The following is a 19733-nucleotide window of genomic DNA, read 5'->3' as shown; positions in this document are numbered from 1 at the left end:
TCTGCCATTGCGTTGAGAAAAACGGGCCTGCTGCGCTTATCGAAGCATCTCTACCCCTGGCTAACCTAATCGTGAGGACGAAGCGGGAAAGATGCTTCGATAAGCACAGCAGGCCCGTTTTTTTAGCTTATCACTTATGCTTTGCTGCTAATGAAAAGCCCCGCTGGATGAATCCAGCAGGGCTTTTTTATTACATCAGTTGCAGGTTATAGCAGCACCGTTTCTGCTGGGGCTTGGGCGGCTACTTTGCCGGCCATTTCGCGCAGAGCGGCAGCAATACCATCGGCGTCGAAGCCACACTCTTTGTAAAGCTCATCCTGAGTACCGTGCTCCACAATACGGTCCGGGATACCTAAGCGGCGCACGGGTAGGGCGTAGCCATGGTCGGCGAGGAACTCCAGCACGGCAGCGCCGAAGCCGCCCTGCAGGCAGCCGTCTTCTACCGTGACAATGGCCTGGTACTGGCGGGCAATACGGTGGAGCATTCCATCGTCCAGGGGTTTGCAGAAGCGCATATCGTAGTGGCCGGGATTGAGGCCTTCCTGCAGCAGCTTCTCGGTAGCCTTCACGGCGTAGTTACCGATGTGCCCAATGCTGAGCACGGCTACGCCTTCGCCCTCGCGCACCACACGGCCGGTGCCCACGGCAATTTTCTTCAGAGGCTTGCGCCACTCAGGCATCACGCCTTCGCCGCGGGGGTAGCGGATGCTGAACGGGCCAGCATTTTCAGCTAGGGTGGCCGTGTACATCAGGTTGCGCAGTTCCTCCTCGTTCATGGGCGCCGAAACCACCATGTTGGGGATGCAGCGCATGTAAGCCAGGTCGTAGCAGCCGTGGTGAGTGGGGCCGTCGGCGCCGGCAAAACCGGCGCGGTCGAGGCAGAACACGACGTGCAGGTTCTGCAGAGCTACGTCGTGCAGCACCTGGTCGTAGGCGCGCTGCATGAAGGAGGAGTAGATGTTGCAGAACGGCACTAGGCCCTGGGTAGCGAGGCCCGCCGAGAAGGTCACGGCGTGCTGCTCGGCAATGCCCACATCGAAGGCGCGGTCGGGCATCTGCTTCATCATGATGTTGAGCGAGCAGCCCGAGGGCATAGCCGGCGTCACGCCCATGATTTTATCGTTCTGCTCGGCCAGCTCCACAATAGTTTCGCCAAACACGTCCTGGTACTTGGGCGGCTGAGGTTTTTCGTAGGTTTTCTTGTGGATTTCGCCCGTCACCTTATCAAACAGGCCCGGGGCGTGCCACAGGGTCTGGTCCTTTTCGGCCAGAGCGTAACCTTTGCCCTTCACCGTCACGCAGTGCAGGATTTTTGGGCCGGGAATGCTCTTCAGGTCGTTGAGGATGGTAGCGAGGTGCTGCACGTCGTGGCCGTCCACGGGCCCGAAATAGCGGAAGTTCAGGGCTTCGAACAGGTTGCTTTGCTTGAGCAGGGTCGCCTTCATGGCCGACTCCACTTTGCGGGCAATCTGCTGGGGGTTGGGGCCAAACTTGCTGAGCTTGCCCAGCACGTTCCACAGCTCATCGCGCACCTTGTTGTAGGTGCGGGAGGTAGTAATGTCGGTAAGGTATTCCTTGAGCGCGCCCACGTTGGGGTCGATGCTCATGCAGTTGTCGTTGAGGATAACCAGCAGGTTAGACTTCTCCACCCCGGCGTGGTTCAGGGCCTCGAAGGCCATACCGGCCGTCATGGCCCCATCACCGATAACGGCAATATGCTGGCGGTCGAACTCCTTTTTATAATCAGAAGCCACGGCCATGCCCAGGGCGGCTCCGATGCTAGTAGAGCTGTGCCCTACCCCGAAGGCGTCGTACTCACTTTCGCTGCGCTTCGGAAACCCCGACATGCCTTTGTAGCGGCGGTTGGTCGGGAACCGGTCGCGGCGGCCGGTAAGGATTTTGTGGCCGTAGGCTTGGTGTCCTACGTCCCACACCAGCTGGTCGTAGGGCGTGTTGAAGACGTAATGCAGAGCTACCGTCAGCTCTACTACCCCCAGGGAGGCCCCGAAGTGCCCGCCGTAAATGGAAACCGAATCGATGATGAACTGCCGCAACTCTTGGCTTACCTGAACCAGCTGGTCTGGGCTGAGCTTCTTGAGGTCGTCGGGCGAATTTATTTCCGCGAGCAGTTCACCGGGTTCAACTAGCATAGGGGCAGGGCAAAAGAGAGGATAAATAGCCAGGCAACAGGAGTGGAATACGGAAGGTTAAAACACCCAGGGCCGCTCACTGCGTACAACAGGCAAAGGTACGATTTTTCCCGCCCGTCGGTTGGCAGCCGAACGGTAACAACGTTACGGCAATTTCGATTGTTTGCGGTTGGCGGCCAGATTAAACGGGCTTCAGCACCTTGGCCGCGGGCAACTCTTACCTTTGTTTACCCACCCCACCTTAGCCTCATGCCCCAGCTCACCGAACCGCAGAACGAGGAACAGCAGCTGCTGGACAAGCTTCGCCCCTCGCGCATCATTCTGCCGGTGCTGATTGGGTTGAGCGTAGTGGGCTTTATGTTCTGGCGCAGCTACCAGCCCGGCGACCTGGCCCCGCTGGCCAACGCCAAGCCCGCCTGGCTGCTCCTGATGCTGGTAATACTGGTGGCCCGCGACGCCGGCTACGTGTACCGCATCCGCTACCTCACCGAGAAAGTGCTGAGCTGGCGCGCAGCCCTGGATGTTATTATGATTTGGGAGTTTTCCTCGTGCGTGCTACCGTCGGCGGTGGGCGGCACGGCCGTGGCCCCGGTGCTGCTGCACAAAGAAGGCATTCCGCTGGGTAAGTCGGTGGCTTATATTATGGCCACGGCCATGCTCGACAACCTGTACTACGTGCTGGCCGTGCCCCTGGTGGTACTAATTGGGGGCGACGCGCTGTACCCGCACGAGGCGTTGCAGGGCGGACTGGTCGCCACACTGCGCATCGGCTTTATTGCCAGCTACGTGTTCGTGACGGTGTACGCGCTGCTCATGCTGTACGCCATTTTCATTAATCCGCAGTCGGTGAAGCGGCTACTGGTGCGGCTGTTTTCCCTGCGCGGGCTGCGCCGGTTCCGCAACAAGGCCTACAAGATGGGCAACGAGCTGGTGCTGGCGTCGGCCCAGCTGCGGGGCAACGGCTGGGGCTACTGGCTGCGGGCGGCCCTGAGCACGGCCTTCGTCTGGACGGCCCGCTACCTGGTTATCGGCTGCCTGATTGCGGCCTTCATTGACATCACCTGGCCGGATTTCTGGCTGATTTTTGGCCGCAACCTTACTTACAAGGTTATCCTGCTGATTGCCATAACGCCGGGCGGCGCGGGCATTGCGGAGGGCGCCTTCCCTACCTTCTTCGGCAAATTTATCGGTACGCCCACCATGACCAACTTCATGGTGCTGCTTTACCGCATCCTTACCTACTACCTCTACCTGGTGCTGGGCGCCATTTTCCTACCCCGCTGGATTACCCGCATCTTCGGCAAGCGCAAGGCGGTAGAAGTCATGGCTTCGTAGTAGGTGGCAGCGTAGGCGCAGGACCAGCCAGGGCTGGGCGCTGGCTTCAAGCTTACAAAACTGTACTCCAGACCCGGGTTAGCAGCTGCGCCTCCAGGCTTCCGGAGGACGGGGTCGGCACCGGCGTGTGCTTTTCCTAGACCCCGGAGGCATACTCACCGCCCCCACTTATCGTCCCGAGCACGTACACCGCATGGGGGCCCAGAGCCGCTTTCACGGTGCGACCCATGGGGTGGTAGTCTTTGAGCTCGGCATCAGCCAAGAACTCGACTGTGTTTGCCAGGTGGGGCAGCGCGCCCCAGCAGATAGCCTTTCCCTGGGGGTGCTGGCGCAGATACCACAGCAGGTTGTCGGCCATTTGGGCGTCGCGGGGTTGCTGTCGGCGGCGCTGAACTCGGCGGAGTCTTTCACGGCCGGGTCGTTGGTAGCGTGGTCGTGGGCCAGGGCCTGTAAGCTGCGCAGCTGCTGGAGCCAGAACCCCGCCCGCCCCTGCCGTTTGGCATCGGAGCCGGCAGCGGCTTTCATCAGCAGCTTGCGGGCCCTGCTGAGCTGCATACCACATATCATTAACTGGTGGGAAGGCGGAAAAATATTGTGCTCCCCCATGATGCTAAGGCACTCGTCGAGGTAGTCGCACGACTACCCGCGCGCCGCCAATTTCCCGCCGCAGAAACTCCAGATCCTGAAAAGCGGTATCGGCGGGGCTGATGCTGCGGATGGGGTGAACCCTTAGCGCCCCGACTGCGCCCACAGGCGGGCGGCTAACACAATGCACAGCAGGACGCTGCCCACAACACGAGGTATACTTATTATCAAGAAATAGCAAAAAGAAAACTGCAGCCCAAGCTACACAGAATGACTTACATAGAATAATCTGTATTCTCTAATCCCCAACACCGCCTTATTTAGCTACTGCTTATAGAAGGTAGCATTTTCCATCTTTTCTCCCCCATCCACCTGCAGGTAGTACAAGCCCGGTTTCAGCGGCCGCACATCCAGGTAGGTAGCGCCGCTCGGTGCGGTTTGCCCATTTATCTGCACTTGGCCCAGTGAATTGAGGATGCGGTACCGTACGCTGGCCGGCGCCTGAATTGTCAGCTGCTCCTGCACTGGGTTGGGGTAGGCGGCAACCGCGCCGCTGGCCCGCACCACTACCACCGGCGACCAGTAGGCGTTACCATCGGCGTCTACCTGACGCAAACGGTAGTACAGCTGCCCGGCGGGCGGGGTGGCATCAAGCCAGGTGTAGGCGTGGGAGGCCGTGCTGGTGCCCCGCCCCGCCATGCTGGCCACCGGAACAAACTCCCGCCCATCGAGGCTGCGCTGCACTTCAAACCGGGCGTTGTTCAGCTCAGTGGCGGTACCCCAGGCTAGGCGCACGCTTTCCCGCCGACGCTCGGCCCGGAAGTGTAGCAGCGTTACGGGCAAGGGGTTAGGGGTAGCGTCGGGGCTGGTGCTGGCCAGCGTGAACAAGCCCAAGGACGTGAGCGGACCCGAGGTTAGGGTGCCAGTCACACTCGCGCCGTTGCTGGGGCTGCCCGTACTACTGCTCCGCCCACTGTTTACCCACCCGTTGCCGTCGTTTTTGGCCACTACCAGCGTACTGGCGGTGGGGTCCGTTACCTGGTCATCGGGCCCGAAGCTGAGAGTGATGGTGCCCGCGAAGGTATCGGTGCTGGTGAGGGCGGGCGTGGGCGACACGGCAAAGTAGCGGGTGGCATTCAGGCGGCGCAGGTCACCGGTCAGGTCTTTTGTGGCAAAGCCGCCCTCAGTTTGGGTTGCCGTAAACGTGGTAGCGCGGCTCAGGCTACTGATGGTTAAGGTCAGCGGGCGGTAAGCTGCGCCCTGGGCATCAATGCGTCCCAGTGGGAAGATCAGGGTAGCCGCGCCACTAGCCGGGCGGGCAACGGGGCCGTTTACGAAGCTGTTCTCGGAGCCGCCGGCGGGGTTGTTAAGCAGCGTCAGTATGTTCACGGCATCCGTATTCAACCGCCCTGCCGTGAGTTGCAGCACGTTGTTCACCGTAACGGGAGTAGCCAGCGTCACGCCCTCCGGGCTAGTGTTATTGAGCTGCAAGGGCACATCGGCGGCCAGGTAAGTACCGGCTGGGCTGCCGCTGGGTGCCGCACCCCAGGCCACGCCGCTGATGCGTTGCGGTCGGCTCCCATTCAGCACCATTCGCACCGTGCTGGTCCCGGTGGTTTGAGGGGCAAAGCGAAAAGCCCCCTGCACTACGATGTCGCCGGCCACCCGAATTTCGCTGGTAGTAGAGGCCGTAAACACCGCGCCGGGCCCAACAATCAGGTTGCCGCGCACCGTCAGGGGGTTAGCGCCGCTACCCGTGAAGTTGGTAAAACTCTGGCCGATTCGGTTGCGAAAAACGAGGTTAGGGTAGGTCCGATTCGCAATTGAGGGCGTGTTGCTAGGCTGAGTTTTGGGCCGAAACTCCCAGGTTCCGGCTTCCGTGCCCGCCACAGCCGCCAGGTTTTCCAGCAGGCCCACATGCGGCCGGTCGGTGTAGTGGCGGTAGGTCCCGCCGTTGTAGAGGTAGAAGCTAGGAGCCGCACCCGGAATGTCAAGTACGCCAACGTCGCTCATGTTCGTTACGACGCCCTTATTATAAATGGCAAGGGCCGTTTCCGTGGCGCTGCTACGAGTCAGGCGCAGGGGCACGGAACTGGTATTTAACGCCGAAACTTCCAGCAGAATAGAGTCGCCAGCGGCCGGATTTATGGTCAGGGAACGAACTTCAGCGGTGGGCGTAGAGGTGGGAGCAACGGCCCCGCCCGCATCCAGTACTACGGTGTAGCGGCCCGTAACCTTGTTGTGGTCCAGCAGCACCTCATCGTTGGTGGTTGGTACCGCATCAGAGTCCCAGTTGGCCCTATCAAACCAGCTGCTAGTCCCGGCCCCTCCATCCCAGCGGACTACGGGCGTAACAATGAAGCTACTGCTGCCGGAAGTGCCCCCGCCGGGTCCTGGGCTCACCACCGTTACGGGGTAAGTGCCGGCTACCTCCACCTCAGAAGCGGGAATAACGGCCGTCAGTTGGGTGGGGCTGATGAAGGTAGTAGCCCGCTCAACGCCATTAAAGCGGACCGTACTCCCGCTGCTGAAGCCGCTACCCGTAACGGTAAGGCTAAACCCGTTGCTACCCGCCGCAATACTGCCCGGACTGAGGCTGGTCAGAACCGGCGTGGGATTTAGGGCGGAGGTAGCCTGCACCTGAAAGTTGTCGAGGCGGAAGGTGCCACTGCCCGAGGTAGCCCCGCTGACCAGCACCCGCAGCACCAGCGTAGCCTTGTAATCGAGGTCGGTTACTCCGGATAAATCAAGCGTCCGTTCCGCAAAGCTTGCTTCCGGCACGGTGAGCGTGGTTGGGAAGTTCGTGAAGGTGGTGGCACCATCGGTGCTGTAGGCCACCGTTAGGGTAGTTGCGCCGGTGCTAGAGCGGTAGGGCTGCAGGTACAGTTTATAGCCGTAGTAGTTGCTCAAGCCGCTACCGCTTAGCGTAAACTGGAAGTACCTGCTATTGGTGCCGCTGGAATTACCCATCGACAATGCCGGACCGCTGGGGGCGGCCGTAAAGGCGTTGGTGCCCGTGGCTGTGCCGGGGCCGGTGGCAAATGGCTCAGTAGAGGAAGCTGCGGCCGTAATGCCCCCAGCCACAACGGGGGTAAGCGCGTCGTATCTGGCGCCTGAATTGAAATCGAAGCTAGCAAGGGTGCTAGTTGTCTGGCTCTGAGCTATCTTCGGTAGCAGACACAAACCAACACAGCTGATAAACAAATTAATACGCTTCGTTAAAATCCTAAATCCCATTCTTGTAACTATTAGCTACTTAATATTTCCTTTACTTTTTCAAAGTTTAACCAAATATATACAACACCATACTTTCAAACCACCTGATTAAGATTTATCAGGAAATCCTTTGCCCCCAGCATATCCCAAAAACAACCAGGCTTGGCCTCGGATACTGTTAAACAGAAACGAAAAAGCCTCTCTGCTTTCAACAGAGAGGCTTTTTTGATGTAAAGCGAAAAGGCTACCGGGCTTATTCTTTTTCGAGGCGCAGCTCAGCACCTTTGGGGCTACGGAGCGTTAGCTTGTCGTCGGTAAGGGTCACTACGTCGAAGGTGTTGCTCTGGGCGGCACCGTCAGGCGTCATCGTGATTTTCTTACCGGCTTGGTCGAACTCGTATTTGCCATTAACCGCGCCAGCAGGGGAAGTCATGTTGTACTGCTTGTTGGCGAAGAAGGTGATGCGCTCGTCTTCCTGGGCATCCGTCTGCTTCACTTTGTCGCCGGCGGCGCTAAGCTCTTTGTCGGTTTTCCAGACTTTGCTTTCGGTGCCGTACAGCATGTTCACGCCTTCCACTTTGCCTTCCTTGCTGCCGCAGGAAGCCGTGAATAGTACCAGTAACATGAGCAGGCTAGCCAGGTAGCGCAGGGGAGCGAAATGAGTTTTCATGGGGCAGGGAGATAAGGTAAATGAGAGAGAGAAATATCACCAAGCAGGACGCTTGATGTTGCGCTTCTTACGGGGCAATTCCGCAAGATGTTCAGCCCAGGGGTAAGGAAATGAGCTGGGTACAACTTATTGTCGGCCTTGGCGTAAGAGCCAAAACCGACGCCCTCTTTCCACCCTGCAAGTCGGTCGTTTCTTCCACATTTACTTGCCTTTACCACTATGGGACTGTTTGATTTCCTTTCCAACGACGGCGAAAAAAAGCCCGTTGCACCTGCTCCTAAACCTGCCGCTGGCGGCGCCACCGACTTCTTCGGCAACGCCAACCAGCCCGCTGCCCAACCAGCTGCGGCTCAGGCTGACAAATACACAGTAGTAAGCGGTGATTCGCTTTCTAAAATTGCCAAGAATCACTACGGTGACGCGTCTAAGTGGCATCAGATTTACGATGCAAACAAGGCAATCATTGGCTCGAACCCTGACCACATCGAAGTAGGCCAAGTGTTAACCTTACCCAAGATTTAAGCATAATTCTATAACTAAGAATTATCCTAAAAAGCCACTCAATAGTGAGTGGCTTTTTTTATGCCTTATTCGGGCTTTTACGCACGAGAAGAATTGCGCTTCCGGGTGGTCATTTACCAAATTATGCGGTTACCTAGATGAGCTTCAGCTTCTTCGACGGGCCTAAAGCTATACAACAATATTTCCGTTACCCTTGATAATCTGCAGCTTAAACTGCCACACCAACTTCAACGACTGTACGTGTCTGTGGTAAGCTACTGCAATAAAAAATCCGACTACCCTATTGCATATATCAAAACCGTTGCTATACCTTTGCAACACCAACCCGGTACTCCCCCGCTCGCGGCGGGGTAGTTTTCATAAGATTTATACAGAAGCGGCGAGAGAACAGGCTCCCTGACCCGCTGGCAACCTTCGACCGCGCGAAAGGTGCCAATTCCTGCCCGACCAGCTGTGCTGGCGGGGCATATAACTCAGGAGTACCATGGAAAACACACTCGCTTTCGCCTCTTCCCGCCCCGCTACCCTGGTCGCCTTGCTGCGCCCTACCAGGCCGTGGGGTTTCCGTGTTTCGGTAGCTGCTCCGGCTTCCCGGCGAATGCGAATGCGCTGCTGTAGCGCGTGTTGTTGCTGTTGCTAGCCTTTTCAGCGGCTAGGTAACCCCCTTCCTTTCTTGGCCTGATTCCGCGGTGTCCTACAGAGGCACCCGCCATGGCCCGCTCGCATCTTCTATCAGCTTCAGAGGCACTTTCTGGCTGGTTCCGGTGTGGCCCCTGCTGCGCCTCGTTGTGGCTTCCCTTCGCGTTTTTGCTCCCTCATTTCCTGTCCTAACGGCCTTTAACCCAGCCTTGCCATGTCCACGCAGAACCTCCACTTCGAGACCCTTCAGCTCCACGCCGGCCAGCAGCCCGACCCGGTAACCGGCTCCCGCGCCGTGCCGCTCTACCAGACTACCAGCTACGTGTTCAAGAATGCCGAGCACGGCGCCAACCTGTTTGCCCTGAAGGAGTTCGGTAATATCTACACCCGCCTGATGAACCCCACCACCGACGTGTTCGAGCAGCGCGTGGCGGCCCTGGAAGGCGGCGTAGCGGCCCTGGCGGTTTCCTCGGGCCAGGCGGCGCAGTTCATTGCCCTGAACAACATTTTGCAGGCCGGCGACAATTTCGTGAGCACCACGCACTTGTATGGCGGTACCTACAACCAGTTTAAGGTAGCGTTTAAGCGCCTGGGCATTGAGGTGCGCTTTGCCGACGGCGACCAGCCCGAGAAATTTGAGGCCCTGATAAACGAAAACACCAAGGCCATTTACCTGGAAACCATTGGTAACCCGAGCTTTAGCATTCCAGACTTTGAGCGCATTGCCGCCATTGCCGCCAAGCACGACCTACCCCTGATTGTGGACAACACCTTCGGCGCGGGCGGCTACCTGTTCCGGCCCCTGGAGCACGGCGCCCACATCGTGGTAGAATCGGCCACGAAGTGGATTGGGGGCCACGGCACCAGCATTGGCGGCGTGATTGTGGACGGCGGCAAATATGACTTCGGCAACGGCAAGTTCCCGCAGTTCACGGAGCCTTCCGAGGGCTACCACGGGCTGGTGTTCAACGACGTTTTCGGCAAGGGCGGGCCGTTCGGCAACATTGCCTTCATCATTCGGGCCCGGGTAGAAGGCCTGCGCGACTTCGGCCCCTCGCAGAGCCCGTTCAACTCCTGGCAGCTGATTCAGGGCCTGGAAACGCTGAGTCTGCGCGTAGACCGCACCGTGGAAAACGCCCTGCGCGTGGCTACGTGGCTGGAACAGCATCCGCAGGTAGAGGCCGTGAACTACCCCGGTCTGAAGAGCAGCCCCTACCACGCCCTGGCCCAGAAATACCTGAAGCGCGGCTACGGCGGGGTGCTCACTTTCGCCATCAAAGGTTCCAAGGAAACGGCCACGCAGTTTATTGATAACCTGAAGCTGGTCAGCCACCTAGCCAACGTGGGCGACGCCAAAACGCTCATCATTCAGCCCTCGGCTACTACCCACCAGCAGCTTTCCGAAGAGGAGCAGCGCGCTGCTGGCGTATCGCCGACCCTGCTGCGCCTCTCCGTGGGCATTGAGCACTTTGAAGACATTCGCGCCGATTTAGCCCAGGCTTTTGAGGCCGTACGGAACGTGGCAGCCCAGCCCGCCGACGCGGCCGGCAGCACCCTGCTGCCCGAGCCAGAACCCGAACACGCCGCCACGCTGGAAGTCTAGCACCTAGAGAGGGGTTGATGTCCGGCGGCAGGTGAGAGAGCCGCCGGGCCGCAGCTTCCAGCCACGCGGTGAGCGGGCCGGCGCCGACGTTTTTTGTGAGAGAGGAACCATCGGAACATACGCCGCCCGCACCTGGCCGGGGCGGAGCCGGGCAGGATCGGCTCCGCCTTCGGGCCAGGATACTGCCTGTAACGCGCAGTTTGCCTTCGCGCAATTGCTACACAACTTCATCGAAAGCCTGAAAAAGGTGCTGTCTGGGCCTCTGCCTGCGCGCCTCGTTGAACGACCCTTGTTGCCGTGGCGCGGCCACTGGCAACGCCTCCCGAAGCAGCTTCTGGCTTCGCTTTTCTTTGGCCCGCGCTTCTTTTCTCATGTCTGCGTCTGAACCACACCTGTTCCGTTTGCCCCGGCCCCTGCGGCTGGAAAGCGGTACCACCCTACCCCGGGTGGAGGTTACCTACCATACCTACGGCCGCCTCAACGCCGCCCGCGACAACGTGGTGTGGGTGTGCCACGCCCTTACGGCCAACGCCGACGTGCTGAGCTGGTGGCCCGGCCTGTTTGGCGCCGGCTGTCATTTTGACCCCGCCGACTGGTTTATTGTGTGCGCCAACGTGCTGGGCTCCTGCTACGGCAGCACCGGCCCGCTTACCCCCGATCCGCTGACGGAACACGCAGCCTACCAGCACTTTCCGCTCCTGACCATTCGGGATATGGTGGCCGCGCACGAGGCCCTGCGGGAACACCTGGCCCTAACGTCTGTTCACACCCTCATTGGTGGCTCCTTGGGGGGGCAGCAGGCCGTGGAGTGGGCCGTGCAGCGGCCGGAGCTGTTCGAGCATCTGGTGCTGCTGGCTACCAGCGCCCGGCACTCGGCCTGGGGCATTGCCTTCAATGAAGCGCAGCGCCTGGCCATTTTCGCCGACCCCACTTACGAAACGGCTACGCCCGCAGGTGGCGCGGCGGGCCTACGCGCGGCCCGCGCCGTGGCCCTGCTCAGCTACCGCAGCCCCGACGCCTACGACCGCACCCAAACGGACCCCGACGAGAGCAAGCTCGACGACTACCTGGCCAGCTCCTACCAGCGCTACCAGGGCGACAAGCTCGTGGCTCGCTTTAATGCATACAGTTACGTGACCCTTTCGCGGGCCATGGACAGCCACCACGTGGGCCGGCGGCGTGGCGGCATTGCGGCGGCGCTGGGCCGCATCCGGGCCCGCACGCTGGTGGTGGGCATTAGCTCCGATGTGCTGTTTCCGCCCCAGGAGCAGCAGTTGCTGGCGCGTCACATTCGCGGGGCCAGGTACGCCGAAATGGACTCGCACTACGGCCACGATGGCTTCCTGATTGAAACCGCCCAGATTACCCATTTCCTCGAACGATTCTACGTCCAGAGCTATGTCCACTAACGCTGCCTTTTCCGCTCCTGCGGCTTCTTTGTCTGCTTCTACCGCCCAGCCCTGGCGAATTGGCCTGATTGGGTTCGGATGCGTGGGCCAGGGCCTGTTCGATATTCTGAGCCAGCAGCCGGCGGCCGGTTTCAGCATAGCGCGCATTGTGGTCAAAACGCCCGGTAAGGCCCGGCCCCTGCCCGCCGAGCGGTTTGAGTACGACCCGCAAGCCGTGCTGGAGGATGACACCCTGGATGTGCTGGTGGAAGTAATTGACGATGCCGAGGTGGCTTTTCAGCTGGTAGCCGAGGCCCTGCGCCGGGGCCGCCGGGTGGTAACGGCCAACAAAGCCATGCTGGCCCGTCACCTGCCCGAGCTTATCCGGTTGCAGCGCGAAGGCCGAGGCACCTTATTATACGAGGCCGCCGTGTGCGGCAGCATCCCAGTTATCCGCACCCTGGACGCGTACTTTAGCACCGAGCCGCTGCGCCGCCTCACGGGCATTCTCAACGGCTCCTCCAACTACGTGCTCACGCGCATGGGCGAGGACGGCTCCGACTATTCCCCGGCCCTGGCCGAGGCGCAGACCTTGGGCTTCGCGGAAACCGACCCTACCCTCGACATGGGCGCGTTTGATCCGCGTTCCAAGGCCGTGCTGCTGGCCGCCCACGCTTACGGGGCGTTTCTGCAACCGGAGCAGGTGCTCAATCTGGGCATTGAAGGAATCGGCGCCGTAGATATTGCGTTTGCCGCCAGCCAGGGCCAGAAAATAAAGGTAGTGGCCGGCCTCCAGCGCCTACCCGACGGCCGCGTGACGGTGCTCGTGACGCCCCAGCTTATCGGCCCGGAGTCGCCGCTCTACACCGTGGATCAGGAATTTAACGGCGTAGTCATTGAGGCCGATTTCGCCGGCGAGCAGTTCCTGCGCGGGCGCGGCGCCGGCGGCCACCCCACCGGCTCGGCCGTCCTCGCCGACTTGGCGGCTCTGCGCCAGGGCTTTGCCTACCAGTACGCCAAAGCCGCTGCGGCTCCTACCTACGCCTCCGACCTGGAAGTGGAAATCTACCTGCGCACCGACGAGGACCGCATCATCGACCTGCTCGATTTCAGCGAGATTTCCGAGGAAGCCGACGAAGACGAATACGTAGTCGGCTATGTGGCCCTGGAAAACCTTATTCGCCACCGCGACACTCTGCGCAAGTACGGCGCCTTCATCGTCCGCACCGGCCGCCTCCGCCCCATCAGCGTCGGCACAGAACTGGCCGAGGAAGTTTCAGCCTAAGCCACAGCCTCGTGCTGACGTTGCGTGGTGAAGAAACGCGACCCGTAGCTACGCTGACCTTTGGTTGGCGTCTCGCCGTTGCTGAGGTTGTGCGGAGACGTTCATCGCCCATCGTTCAGGAGCTGTTACCAGTTGGCGCGGAGGCCGTCATGCCGAGCCGGAGGCGAAGCATCTTGCGTGCTGACATTGCTATGCTACCCCAACGATTCAAGCGAGATGCTTCGCTGCGCTCTACGTGACGAGCTGATGCAATTTATGCGCCCGACTGTTCACTACAGCCCAGTGTAGAGACGCGACACTTAGCGTCCCGTCGTTTGGATGTTAACCCCAGATTCCTCGCGCTGCTCGGAATGACAGGCGGTGTTGAGCTTTGGCCGGGGTTTGGTTTTCCTACTGTTTACCGCTCTGACTTTGGAGTGCTACCCTGCGGTGGCGCGGGAGGTGTGGGGGTTGGGACGGCTTCAGCGGCGGGCAGCGGCAGGGCTGGCTCGGCGGGGCGTTGGGTTGAGTCGGGCGTGGATTTCAGCAAGTCGGGTCGCCAGGTTATTTCAGCGGGGGTGGGCAAGCCCTGTAGTCCGATGCGCCGCGGCAGCAGCAGGGCCGTAACCTGGGCCACCCGGCGCGGACTCAGGGCTGCTGCCAGCAACGGCCCGGGCGCTCCTACCCCCAACAAGGGCCGCAGGAAGTCGCGCATGGCAAAGAAGGCCGAGTCGATATAGGTCGGCTCGAACGAGTACGGCACGTGGCCCGCCCCGCGCAACCGACGCAGCACATTTGGTACGCCTACCGCGTTGGCCCGCAGGCGCAGGGCCCCGCTGCCGTACACCAGCTGGGGCGGCAGGGCCGAGCCGACCGTGCCGCGCCCGTACGGCACGAGCCCGTCGCGAGTACCGTGCACGCTGCACAGGGGCACGTCGCCGGCTTCCAGCCACGTGGCGCGGGCCAGGGCTCCGCACAAATTGACTACCCCGCGGGGCCGGCTGCTGTAGCCAGCGTGGCCGCCGTTGCCTTCCAGGCCGCCCAAGGCTTTCAAATCGAGGTAAGCGGGTACTTCGGCGGCTTTATTGAGGTAGCCCGCTTGCAAGGCCATGAAGCCGCCGGCCGAGGAACCACCCACAAACACGTAGCCCGGATGCACCCGAAACTTCTTCGCGGTAGCCGCATCGTGCCGAAAAAACCGCACGGCCGCGCGCATATCCTGGGTAGCTCGAATGGCAGCCCGCCCAATGCCCACGGTGTCAAACGGGAAGAAGTACAGACGGTAGTCGATGGTAGCAGCCACGTAGCCCAGTCGCGCCAGCCGGTTGCAGAGGGCGGTCATCACGGCATCGTCGCGGGTGCCGGTCAGAAAGCCGCCCTCGTGGGCCAGCACCACCAGGGGCCGGCGGCGCACGGTGTCGCCGGCGGGCTCATACACGTCCATGTATAAGGTTTGCGACATGCCCAGGAGGGTAGTGGCTTGGGCAAACTCCACGTTGCGGCGCACCTGCACCTGCCGAAACACCGGCCGGTGGTAGCGGCCGTGGGTAGTATCGGGGGCTGTCTGGGCGCGCAGAGTAGCGGATACCGCGGTTAGGAGCAGAAAAATCAGAAGAAAGCAGAATCGCATACGCTGGGGCCGCGTTCGGCGCAAGCCACCACAAAGATACCGCCCTGACCACGGGCGCCGCGCGTTGAGGTTGCGTTTTTATAGCCGTTTGGGCACGACTCACGCATCGGCCTGATAACCGCTGTAGGTGGCATGAGCCGCGCGGCGGGGCCCGGCTCCCGTTTCGCGCTACGGCCCGTTTGCTTAGGTTTGCGGCTTCTGCCTTACTTGTTGTATGCCCACTACTGCCCCCGCTCCGCTTCGTCCCGGCGACCAGGTTGCCATTGTTTGCCCCGCTCGCAAAGTGTCCCACCAGGAGCTGGCGGCGGCTATTGCTACCCTGGAAAGCTGGGGGCTGCGGGTCGTGCTGGGCGCTAGCACCAACGTGGCCCACCACCAGTTCGGGGGTGAGGATGAGGTGCGCCGCCAGGACTTCCAGCAGCAGCTCGACGACCCCAGCATCCGGGCCATTCTGTGCGCCCGGGGCGGCTACGGCACCCCGCGCATCATTGATGGCCTCGACTTTTCCCGCTTTGCCCAGGACCCGAAATGGGTAGCCGGCTTCTCGGATATTACCACTTTGAATTGCCACCTGTTGAAGCTGGGCCACCAGAGCATTCACGGCGTGATGCCGCTGATGTTTCACCTGGAAGGCGGGGAAGAATCGTTGGATAGTCTGCGCCGGGCGCTGTTCGGGGAGGAAATCCGCTACAGCATTCCAGCCCACCCGCTCAACCAGCTGGGCACGGCCACCGGCGAGCTAATCGGGGGCAACCTGAGCATGCTGCAAACCCTCACCGGCACGGCCTCCGACTGCCCCACCGCGGGCCGAATTCTGTTTCTGGAGGACATTGACGAGTACCTGTATTCCATCGACCGAATGCTGGTGCACCTGGACCGCACCGGCAAGCTTCGGCACCTGGCCGGCTTACTGGTGGGCCACTTCACCAACCCTCAGGACAATACCGTGCCCTACGGCCAAACGCCCAACGAAATCATTCAGCACTACGCCGGCAAGTACGGCTTCCCCATTGCGCACGGCTTCCCGGTGGGTCACGAGCCCCAGAACATGGCCCTCATCTGCGGCCGCCCCGCCCGCCTGACGGTAGAGGCCGCCGGCGCCCGATTGGGATACGTGTAACCTATCCATGCCATGCCTATCAACATCCGCCCCCTGACAGTTGCTACGTTTCCACAACACCTCAACGGCCTAGTTGCGCTACTCCAGGATGCCGTTGACTCCGGCGCTTCCGTGGGCTTCCTGCCGCCCCTGGCAGCCGACGAAGCCCGGGAATACTGGCGCGGCATTGAGGCGGCACTACCGACTGGGCACGTGTTGCTGCTGGTCGCGGAGGAGGAGAACGGCGAGCTAGTAGGCACCGTGCAACTGCACTTGGCCACCAAGGCCAACGCCACGCACCGCGCCGAGGTAGCCAAGCTGCTGGTTCCTACCTGGGCCCAACGGCGGGGCATCGGCCGCCAGCTCATGCACGCCGTGGAAGAGCTGGCCCGCCAGCAGCACCGCACCACGCTGGTACTGGACACGCTGCAAGGCGCGGGGTCGGAACTGCTGTATCAGGGGCTAGGCTACGTAGCGGCCGGCGCTATTCCGGCCTTCGCCCGCGTAGGCAACGGAGCCCTAGAAGCAACGGTAGTATACTACAAGTTGCTACCGGAACGACCCTAGCCTATAAGGACAGTACTTCACGAAAAAAAGCCTGGCAGCTCGCGCTATCAGGCTTTTTTTCATGAGTTCACGTACTTCTTACTCGGCGTAAATGGTCGTTAGCAGAGTTTGGCCCACGGCCTTGAGCGTCCGCTTGTCGATGATGCTCATGTTGTCCTGGGTAGTATGGTGGTAGGGCTGAAACTCGCCGCTGGGCAGGAAGTCGATGATGTCAATGGTGCGCACACCGGCTTGGTTGGTGAACACGTGGTCGTCGGTGATGCCGGGACTGTCGCTGAACAGGAAGTAATCGGAGTAGCCGAGCTGGGCGGCCGTATTCCAGACCTTATCCACTACGTCGCGGGCCTGTTGGCGGCTAAGGTCTTCGCGGCTGAAGCGGCCGTTTTTAGCGCCCACCATGTCTAGCAAGATGCCGTAATTGGGCTTGTAGTTAGCCGGCACCATGTTCTTGGCCCAGTGCTGGGAGCCCAGGCACCAGCTTTCCTGCTGACCCAGCAGATTCTTTTTCTCGCCCTGGGTGCTGCCGTCGTAGCCGTAATCTTCGGAGTCAAACAAAATGAAATCGACGCCCACGCCGGGCGCAGCCGCGTCTTTTTGCTGGGACAGCACGCGGGCTATTTCCAAGGCAATGCCTACCCCGCTGGCCCCGTCGGAAGCGCCGTCAAGCGGGGCGTTTTTCTTCTCCTTGTCTTTATCGGCGAAGGGGCGGGTGTCCCAGTGGGTGAAAATGGCAATGCGGCGCGGGGCCTGGGGCATATACTGGGCAATGATATTGCGCGACTTAAGCATCTTCCCATCGAAAGCCATGGCCTCAAAGGGCTGCTCCTTTACCGTCAGGCCCGCCGCCTTAAACTGCCCGATAATCCAGTCGCCGGTTTGCACGTGGGCCTTGGTGTTGGGCACCCGCGGCCCGAAGGCTACCTGCTTGGCCGTGTAAGCGTAGGCCGAATCGGGGTTGAAAGCTGGGGCCTGGGGTAGGGCCGGCTGGCTGGCCGCGTTGTTTTCGGTTTCGGCAGTATCTTTTTTGGCCGGACAGGCGGTGAGCAGCAACAGGGCCACCAGCGAAGCCGGCGCAAGACGAGAGAGAGACAGATTCATATACAAGTACAAGGTAGAAAGAACGTCATGCAGAGGCGCAGCCGAAGCATCTCGCGTGCTGAAGCTGGGGTGGTAGCCGCTCTTCCGAGCCCCGCGAGGAATCTCGCTCGGCTGCCGTTGGAGTTACTACCTAACGATTCGAGCGAGATGCTTCGGCTGCGCCTCGGCATGACGTTCAACCGGGTCGGTTTACTCTTCGCTGTAGGCCCAATCTACGCCGGCTTTCGTGTCTTTCACCACAATGCCCTGGTCTTTGAGGGCCGTGCGGATCCGGTCGATTTCGCCGTAGTGCTTGGTGGCCTCGTCGGGGTTGCCTTCCTCACGGGCTTTGGCGGCGCTTTGCTTGGCGTTGGCGTAGAAATTCAGGGTCAGGCCCAGCAGGTCCTCCACGTTGGCGCGGGGCTCATCCCGCAGGCCCAGCACGTCTTGCACCAGCGTCCGGAAGGTAGTAACGGCTTCGGTTAGCGCTTCATTGCTTACCTGCGCCAGGGTAGCTAGGTTGGCCGCGTAGCCGTTGAGCTTGCGCAGCAAATTAAACAAGCTGGCAATGGTACGGGCCGTGTTCAGGTCGTCGTTGAGGCCGGCAAAGCAGTCCTGGGCGAGCTTGCGCAGCTCGGCGTCGGCCGCCGTGGTATCAGCGGCGGGCTCGGCGCCTTCCGGCAGCACCAGCTTTTCCAGCAGGCGCAGGCCGTTCATGAGCTTGCGGTAGCCCTTGCGCGCCGCCTGCAACCCCTCGTCGGTAATATCGACGGTGCTGCGGTAATGGGCCTGGAGTAGGAAAAAGCGCACCGTCATGGGCGAGTACGCTTGGCTAAGCGTGGTGTTGGTGCCTTCAAACAGCTGACTCATGGTGATGAAGTTGCCCACCGCCTTGCTCATTTTGGCCCCGTTCACCGTAATCATGTTGTTGTGCATCCACACCTGGGCCTCGTTGGTGGGGTGGTTGCAGGCCTGGCTCTGGGCAATTTCGCACTCGTGGTGCGGGAACATCAAATCCAGCCCGCCGCCGTGAATGTCGAACTCAGCCCCGAGGTACTTGCGGCTCATGGCCGAGCACTCCAGGTGCCAGCCCGGAAATCCTTCGCCGGGCGCTTCCCCGAAGGGCGAGGGCCAGCGCATGAGGTGGCGCTCATCGGCGCGCTTCCAGAGGGCGAAGTCCAGGGGGCTGCGCTTTTCGTCCTGGCCGGCGAGGTTGTCGCGGGAGCCAGCCAGCAGTTCCTCCACTACCCGGTTCGAGAGCTTGCCATACCCGCGACCGGCGGCGTTGTACGCGGGCACATCAAAGTACACCGAGCCGTTGACCTCGTAGCCGAAGCCGTTGTTGATGATCTGCTGAATCATCTCAATCTGCTCAATGATGTGGCCGCTGGCCCGGGGCGTGATGTCGGGCGGCAGGCAGCCCAGGGCCTCCATGTGCCCCTGGTAGAGGTTGGTGTATTGCTCGGCCACTTGCATGGGCTCCAGCTGCTGGGCCCGGGCGCGCTTGCTGATTTTGTCCTCGCCCTCGTCGGCGTCGCCTTCCAGGTGACCGACGTCGGTAATGTTGCGCACGTAGCGCACGGTGTAGCCCAGGTAGCGCAAGTAGCGCGTCAGCACATCAAATACCACCGGGCCGCGGGCATTGCCTACGTGGGCCTCGCTGTAAACGGTAGGACCGCAGAGGTACACGCCCACAAAAGGCGCGTGCAGGGGCTGAAACGGGGATTTGCGGCGGGTAAGCGTGTTGTAGAGCGAGAGGGTAGGCTGCATAAGTGCAAAAGTAACCGCAGATTCTGCAGAGTAAGCGGATTGCTGGGATTTTGTAACCCGTGCGTTACGGCTGTATCTGGCTACGGCGCATACTAACAAGCAACCATCCTAAATAGCTGCTTCCAGCCTAATTATTTCCGCAACTAAGTACAAACTACCACCCAAACGGTACAAACTGCCGGCGCGGTAGTTTATAAAGTTCCCTGGGTAGTTTATAC

The 19733-nt window shown here is 60.8% G+C and carries 14 protein-coding genes and 1 riboswitch; of the genes, 7 read left to right on the top strand and 7 right to left on the bottom strand.

Going from position 1 to position 19733, the window contains the following annotated elements:
* Positions 1-206 precede the first annotated feature (206 nt).
* Entirely contained in the window at positions 207-2150 is a 1944-nt protein-coding gene (dxs, locus tag IEW18_RS00830; RefSeq protein ID WP_188555927.1) for a 1-deoxy-D-xylulose-5-phosphate synthase, read from the bottom strand.
* A 249-nt stretch (positions 2151-2399) separates the two neighbouring features.
* Between dxs and IEW18_RS00825 the strand changes: the two genes are divergently transcribed.
* Entirely contained in the window at positions 2400-3485 is a 1086-nt protein-coding gene (locus IEW18_RS00825) for a lysylphosphatidylglycerol synthase transmembrane domain-containing protein (protein ID WP_188555926.1), read from the top strand.
* 136 nt (positions 3486-3621) lie between these two features.
* On the opposite strand, the gene IEW18_RS21830 is transcribed toward IEW18_RS00825, so the two are convergent.
* The 3 genes from IEW18_RS21830 to IEW18_RS00810 form a co-directional block, all read right to left on the bottom strand.
* Positions 3622-4047, bottom strand: coding sequence for an erythromycin esterase family protein (locus IEW18_RS21830; protein WP_262891876.1), 426 nt, complete (start codon positions 4045-4047; stop codon positions 3622-3624).
* Between the two features lie 347 nt (positions 4048-4394).
* Positions 4395-7154: a choice-of-anchor Z repeating domain-containing protein gene (locus tag IEW18_RS00815; protein WP_188555924.1), complete on the bottom strand. Its 2760-nt coding sequence runs from the start codon at positions 7152-7154 to the stop codon at positions 4395-4397.
* A gap of 385 nt (positions 7155-7539) precedes the next feature.
* The gene (locus tag IEW18_RS00810; protein WP_188555923.1) at positions 7540-7956 is read right to left on the bottom strand and encodes a lipocalin family protein; all 417 of its coding nucleotides are present in this window, start codon (positions 7954-7956) and stop codon (positions 7540-7542) included.
* A 219-nt stretch (positions 7957-8175) separates the two neighbouring features.
* On the opposite strand from IEW18_RS00810, the gene IEW18_RS00805 reads away from it, so the two are divergent.
* The 4 genes from IEW18_RS00805 (at position 8176) to IEW18_RS00790 (ending at position 13393) form a co-directional block, all read left to right on the top strand.
* Entirely contained in the window at positions 8176-8478 is a 303-nt protein-coding gene (locus IEW18_RS00805; protein ID WP_188555922.1) for a LysM peptidoglycan-binding domain-containing protein, read from the top strand.
* 363 nt (positions 8479-8841) lie between these two features.
* Positions 8842-8953: riboswitch (SAM riboswitch) on the top strand.
* 378 nt (positions 8954-9331) lie between these two features.
* Entirely contained in the window at positions 9332-10720 is a 1389-nt protein-coding gene (locus tag IEW18_RS00800; RefSeq protein ID WP_188555921.1) for an O-acetylhomoserine aminocarboxypropyltransferase/cysteine synthase family protein, read from the top strand.
* Between the two features lie 371 nt (positions 10721-11091).
* Positions 11092-12129 carry a homoserine O-acetyltransferase MetX gene (gene metX / locus IEW18_RS00795; protein ID WP_188555920.1) on the top strand — a complete coding sequence of 346 codons (1038 nt, stop codon included), beginning with the start codon at positions 11092-11094 and terminating at the stop codon, positions 12127-12129.
* Positions 12119-13393 carry a homoserine dehydrogenase gene (locus IEW18_RS00790; RefSeq protein ID WP_188555919.1) on the top strand — a complete coding sequence of 425 codons (1275 nt, stop codon included), beginning with the start codon at positions 12119-12121 and terminating at the stop codon, positions 13391-13393. The genes metX and IEW18_RS00790 overlap by 11 nt, the downstream gene beginning before the upstream one ends.
* 397 nt (positions 13394-13790) lie before the next feature.
* On the opposite strand, the gene IEW18_RS00785 is transcribed toward IEW18_RS00790, so the two are convergent.
* Complete coding sequence (locus IEW18_RS00785; RefSeq protein ID WP_188555918.1) at positions 13791-15002, bottom strand: alpha/beta hydrolase; 1212 nt, start codon at positions 15000-15002, stop codon at positions 13791-13793.
* A gap of 214 nt (positions 15003-15216) precedes the next feature.
* Here IEW18_RS00785 and IEW18_RS00780 point away from each other — a divergent pair, with 214 nt between their 5' ends.
* Entirely contained in the window at positions 15217-16122 is a 906-nt protein-coding gene (locus IEW18_RS00780; protein WP_188555917.1) for a S66 peptidase family protein, read from the top strand.
* 12 nt (positions 16123-16134) lie between these two features.
* Complete coding sequence (locus IEW18_RS00775) at positions 16135-16668, top strand: GNAT family N-acetyltransferase (protein ID WP_188555916.1); 534 nt, start codon at positions 16135-16137, stop codon at positions 16666-16668.
* A gap of 78 nt (positions 16669-16746) precedes the next feature.
* Here IEW18_RS00775 and IEW18_RS00770 read toward each other — a convergent pair whose 3' ends face one another.
* Complete coding sequence (locus IEW18_RS00770; RefSeq protein WP_188555915.1) at positions 16747-17766, bottom strand: M28 family peptidase; 1020 nt, start codon at positions 17764-17766, stop codon at positions 16747-16749.
* A 189-nt stretch (positions 17767-17955) separates the two neighbouring features.
* Positions 17956-19515, bottom strand: coding sequence for a cysteine--tRNA ligase (cysS, locus tag IEW18_RS00765; protein ID WP_188555914.1), 1560 nt, complete (start codon positions 19513-19515; stop codon positions 17956-17958).
* Positions 19516-19733 lie beyond the last annotated feature (218 nt).

The sequence above is a fragment of the Hymenobacter glacieicola genome (assembly GCF_014640315.1).
In the GTDB taxonomy this organism is placed as follows: Bacteria; Bacteroidota; Bacteroidia; order Cytophagales; family Hymenobacteraceae; genus Hymenobacter; species Hymenobacter glacieicola.
The sequence above is the reverse complement of the archived record's forward strand: the minus strand, read 5'-3'. Positions and strand labels throughout refer to the sequence as shown.

Coding starts and splice junctions, on each gene's coding strand:
- metX (WP_188555920.1), top strand. CDS start 11,092: ATGTCTGCGTCTGAACCACACCTGTTCCGTTTGCCCCGGCCCCTGCGG.
- IEW18_RS00825 (WP_188555926.1), top strand. CDS start 2,400: ATGCCCCAGCTCACCGAACCGCAGAACGAGGAACAGCAGCTGCTGGAC.
- IEW18_RS00785 (WP_188555918.1), bottom strand. CDS start 15,002: ATGCGATTCTGCTTTCTTCTGATTTTTCTGCTCCTAACCGCGGTATCC.
- IEW18_RS00810 (WP_188555923.1), bottom strand. CDS start 7,956: ATGAAAACTCATTTCGCTCCCCTGCGCTACCTGGCTAGCCTGCTCATG.
- IEW18_RS00780 (WP_188555917.1), top strand. CDS start 15,217: ATGCCCACTACTGCCCCCGCTCCGCTTCGTCCCGGCGACCAGGTTGCC.
- IEW18_RS00800 (WP_188555921.1), top strand. CDS start 9,332: ATGTCCACGCAGAACCTCCACTTCGAGACCCTTCAGCTCCACGCCGGC.
- IEW18_RS00770 (WP_188555915.1), bottom strand. CDS start 17,766: ATGAATCTGTCTCTCTCTCGTCTTGCGCCGGCTTCGCTGGTGGCCCTG.
- dxs (WP_188555927.1), bottom strand. CDS start 2,150: ATGCTAGTTGAACCCGGTGAACTGCTCGCGGAAATAAATTCGCCCGAC.
- IEW18_RS00805 (WP_188555922.1), top strand. CDS start 8,176: ATGGGACTGTTTGATTTCCTTTCCAACGACGGCGAAAAAAAGCCCGTT.
- IEW18_RS21830 (WP_262891876.1), bottom strand. CDS start 4,047: ATGTGGTATGCAGCTCAGCAGGGCCCGCAAGCTGCTGATGAAAGCCGC.
- IEW18_RS00775 (WP_188555916.1), top strand. CDS start 16,135: ATGCCTATCAACATCCGCCCCCTGACAGTTGCTACGTTTCCACAACAC.
- cysS (WP_188555914.1), bottom strand. CDS start 19,515: ATGCAGCCTACCCTCTCGCTCTACAACACGCTTACCCGCCGCAAATCC.
- IEW18_RS00790 (WP_188555919.1), top strand. CDS start 12,119: ATGTCCACTAACGCTGCCTTTTCCGCTCCTGCGGCTTCTTTGTCTGCT.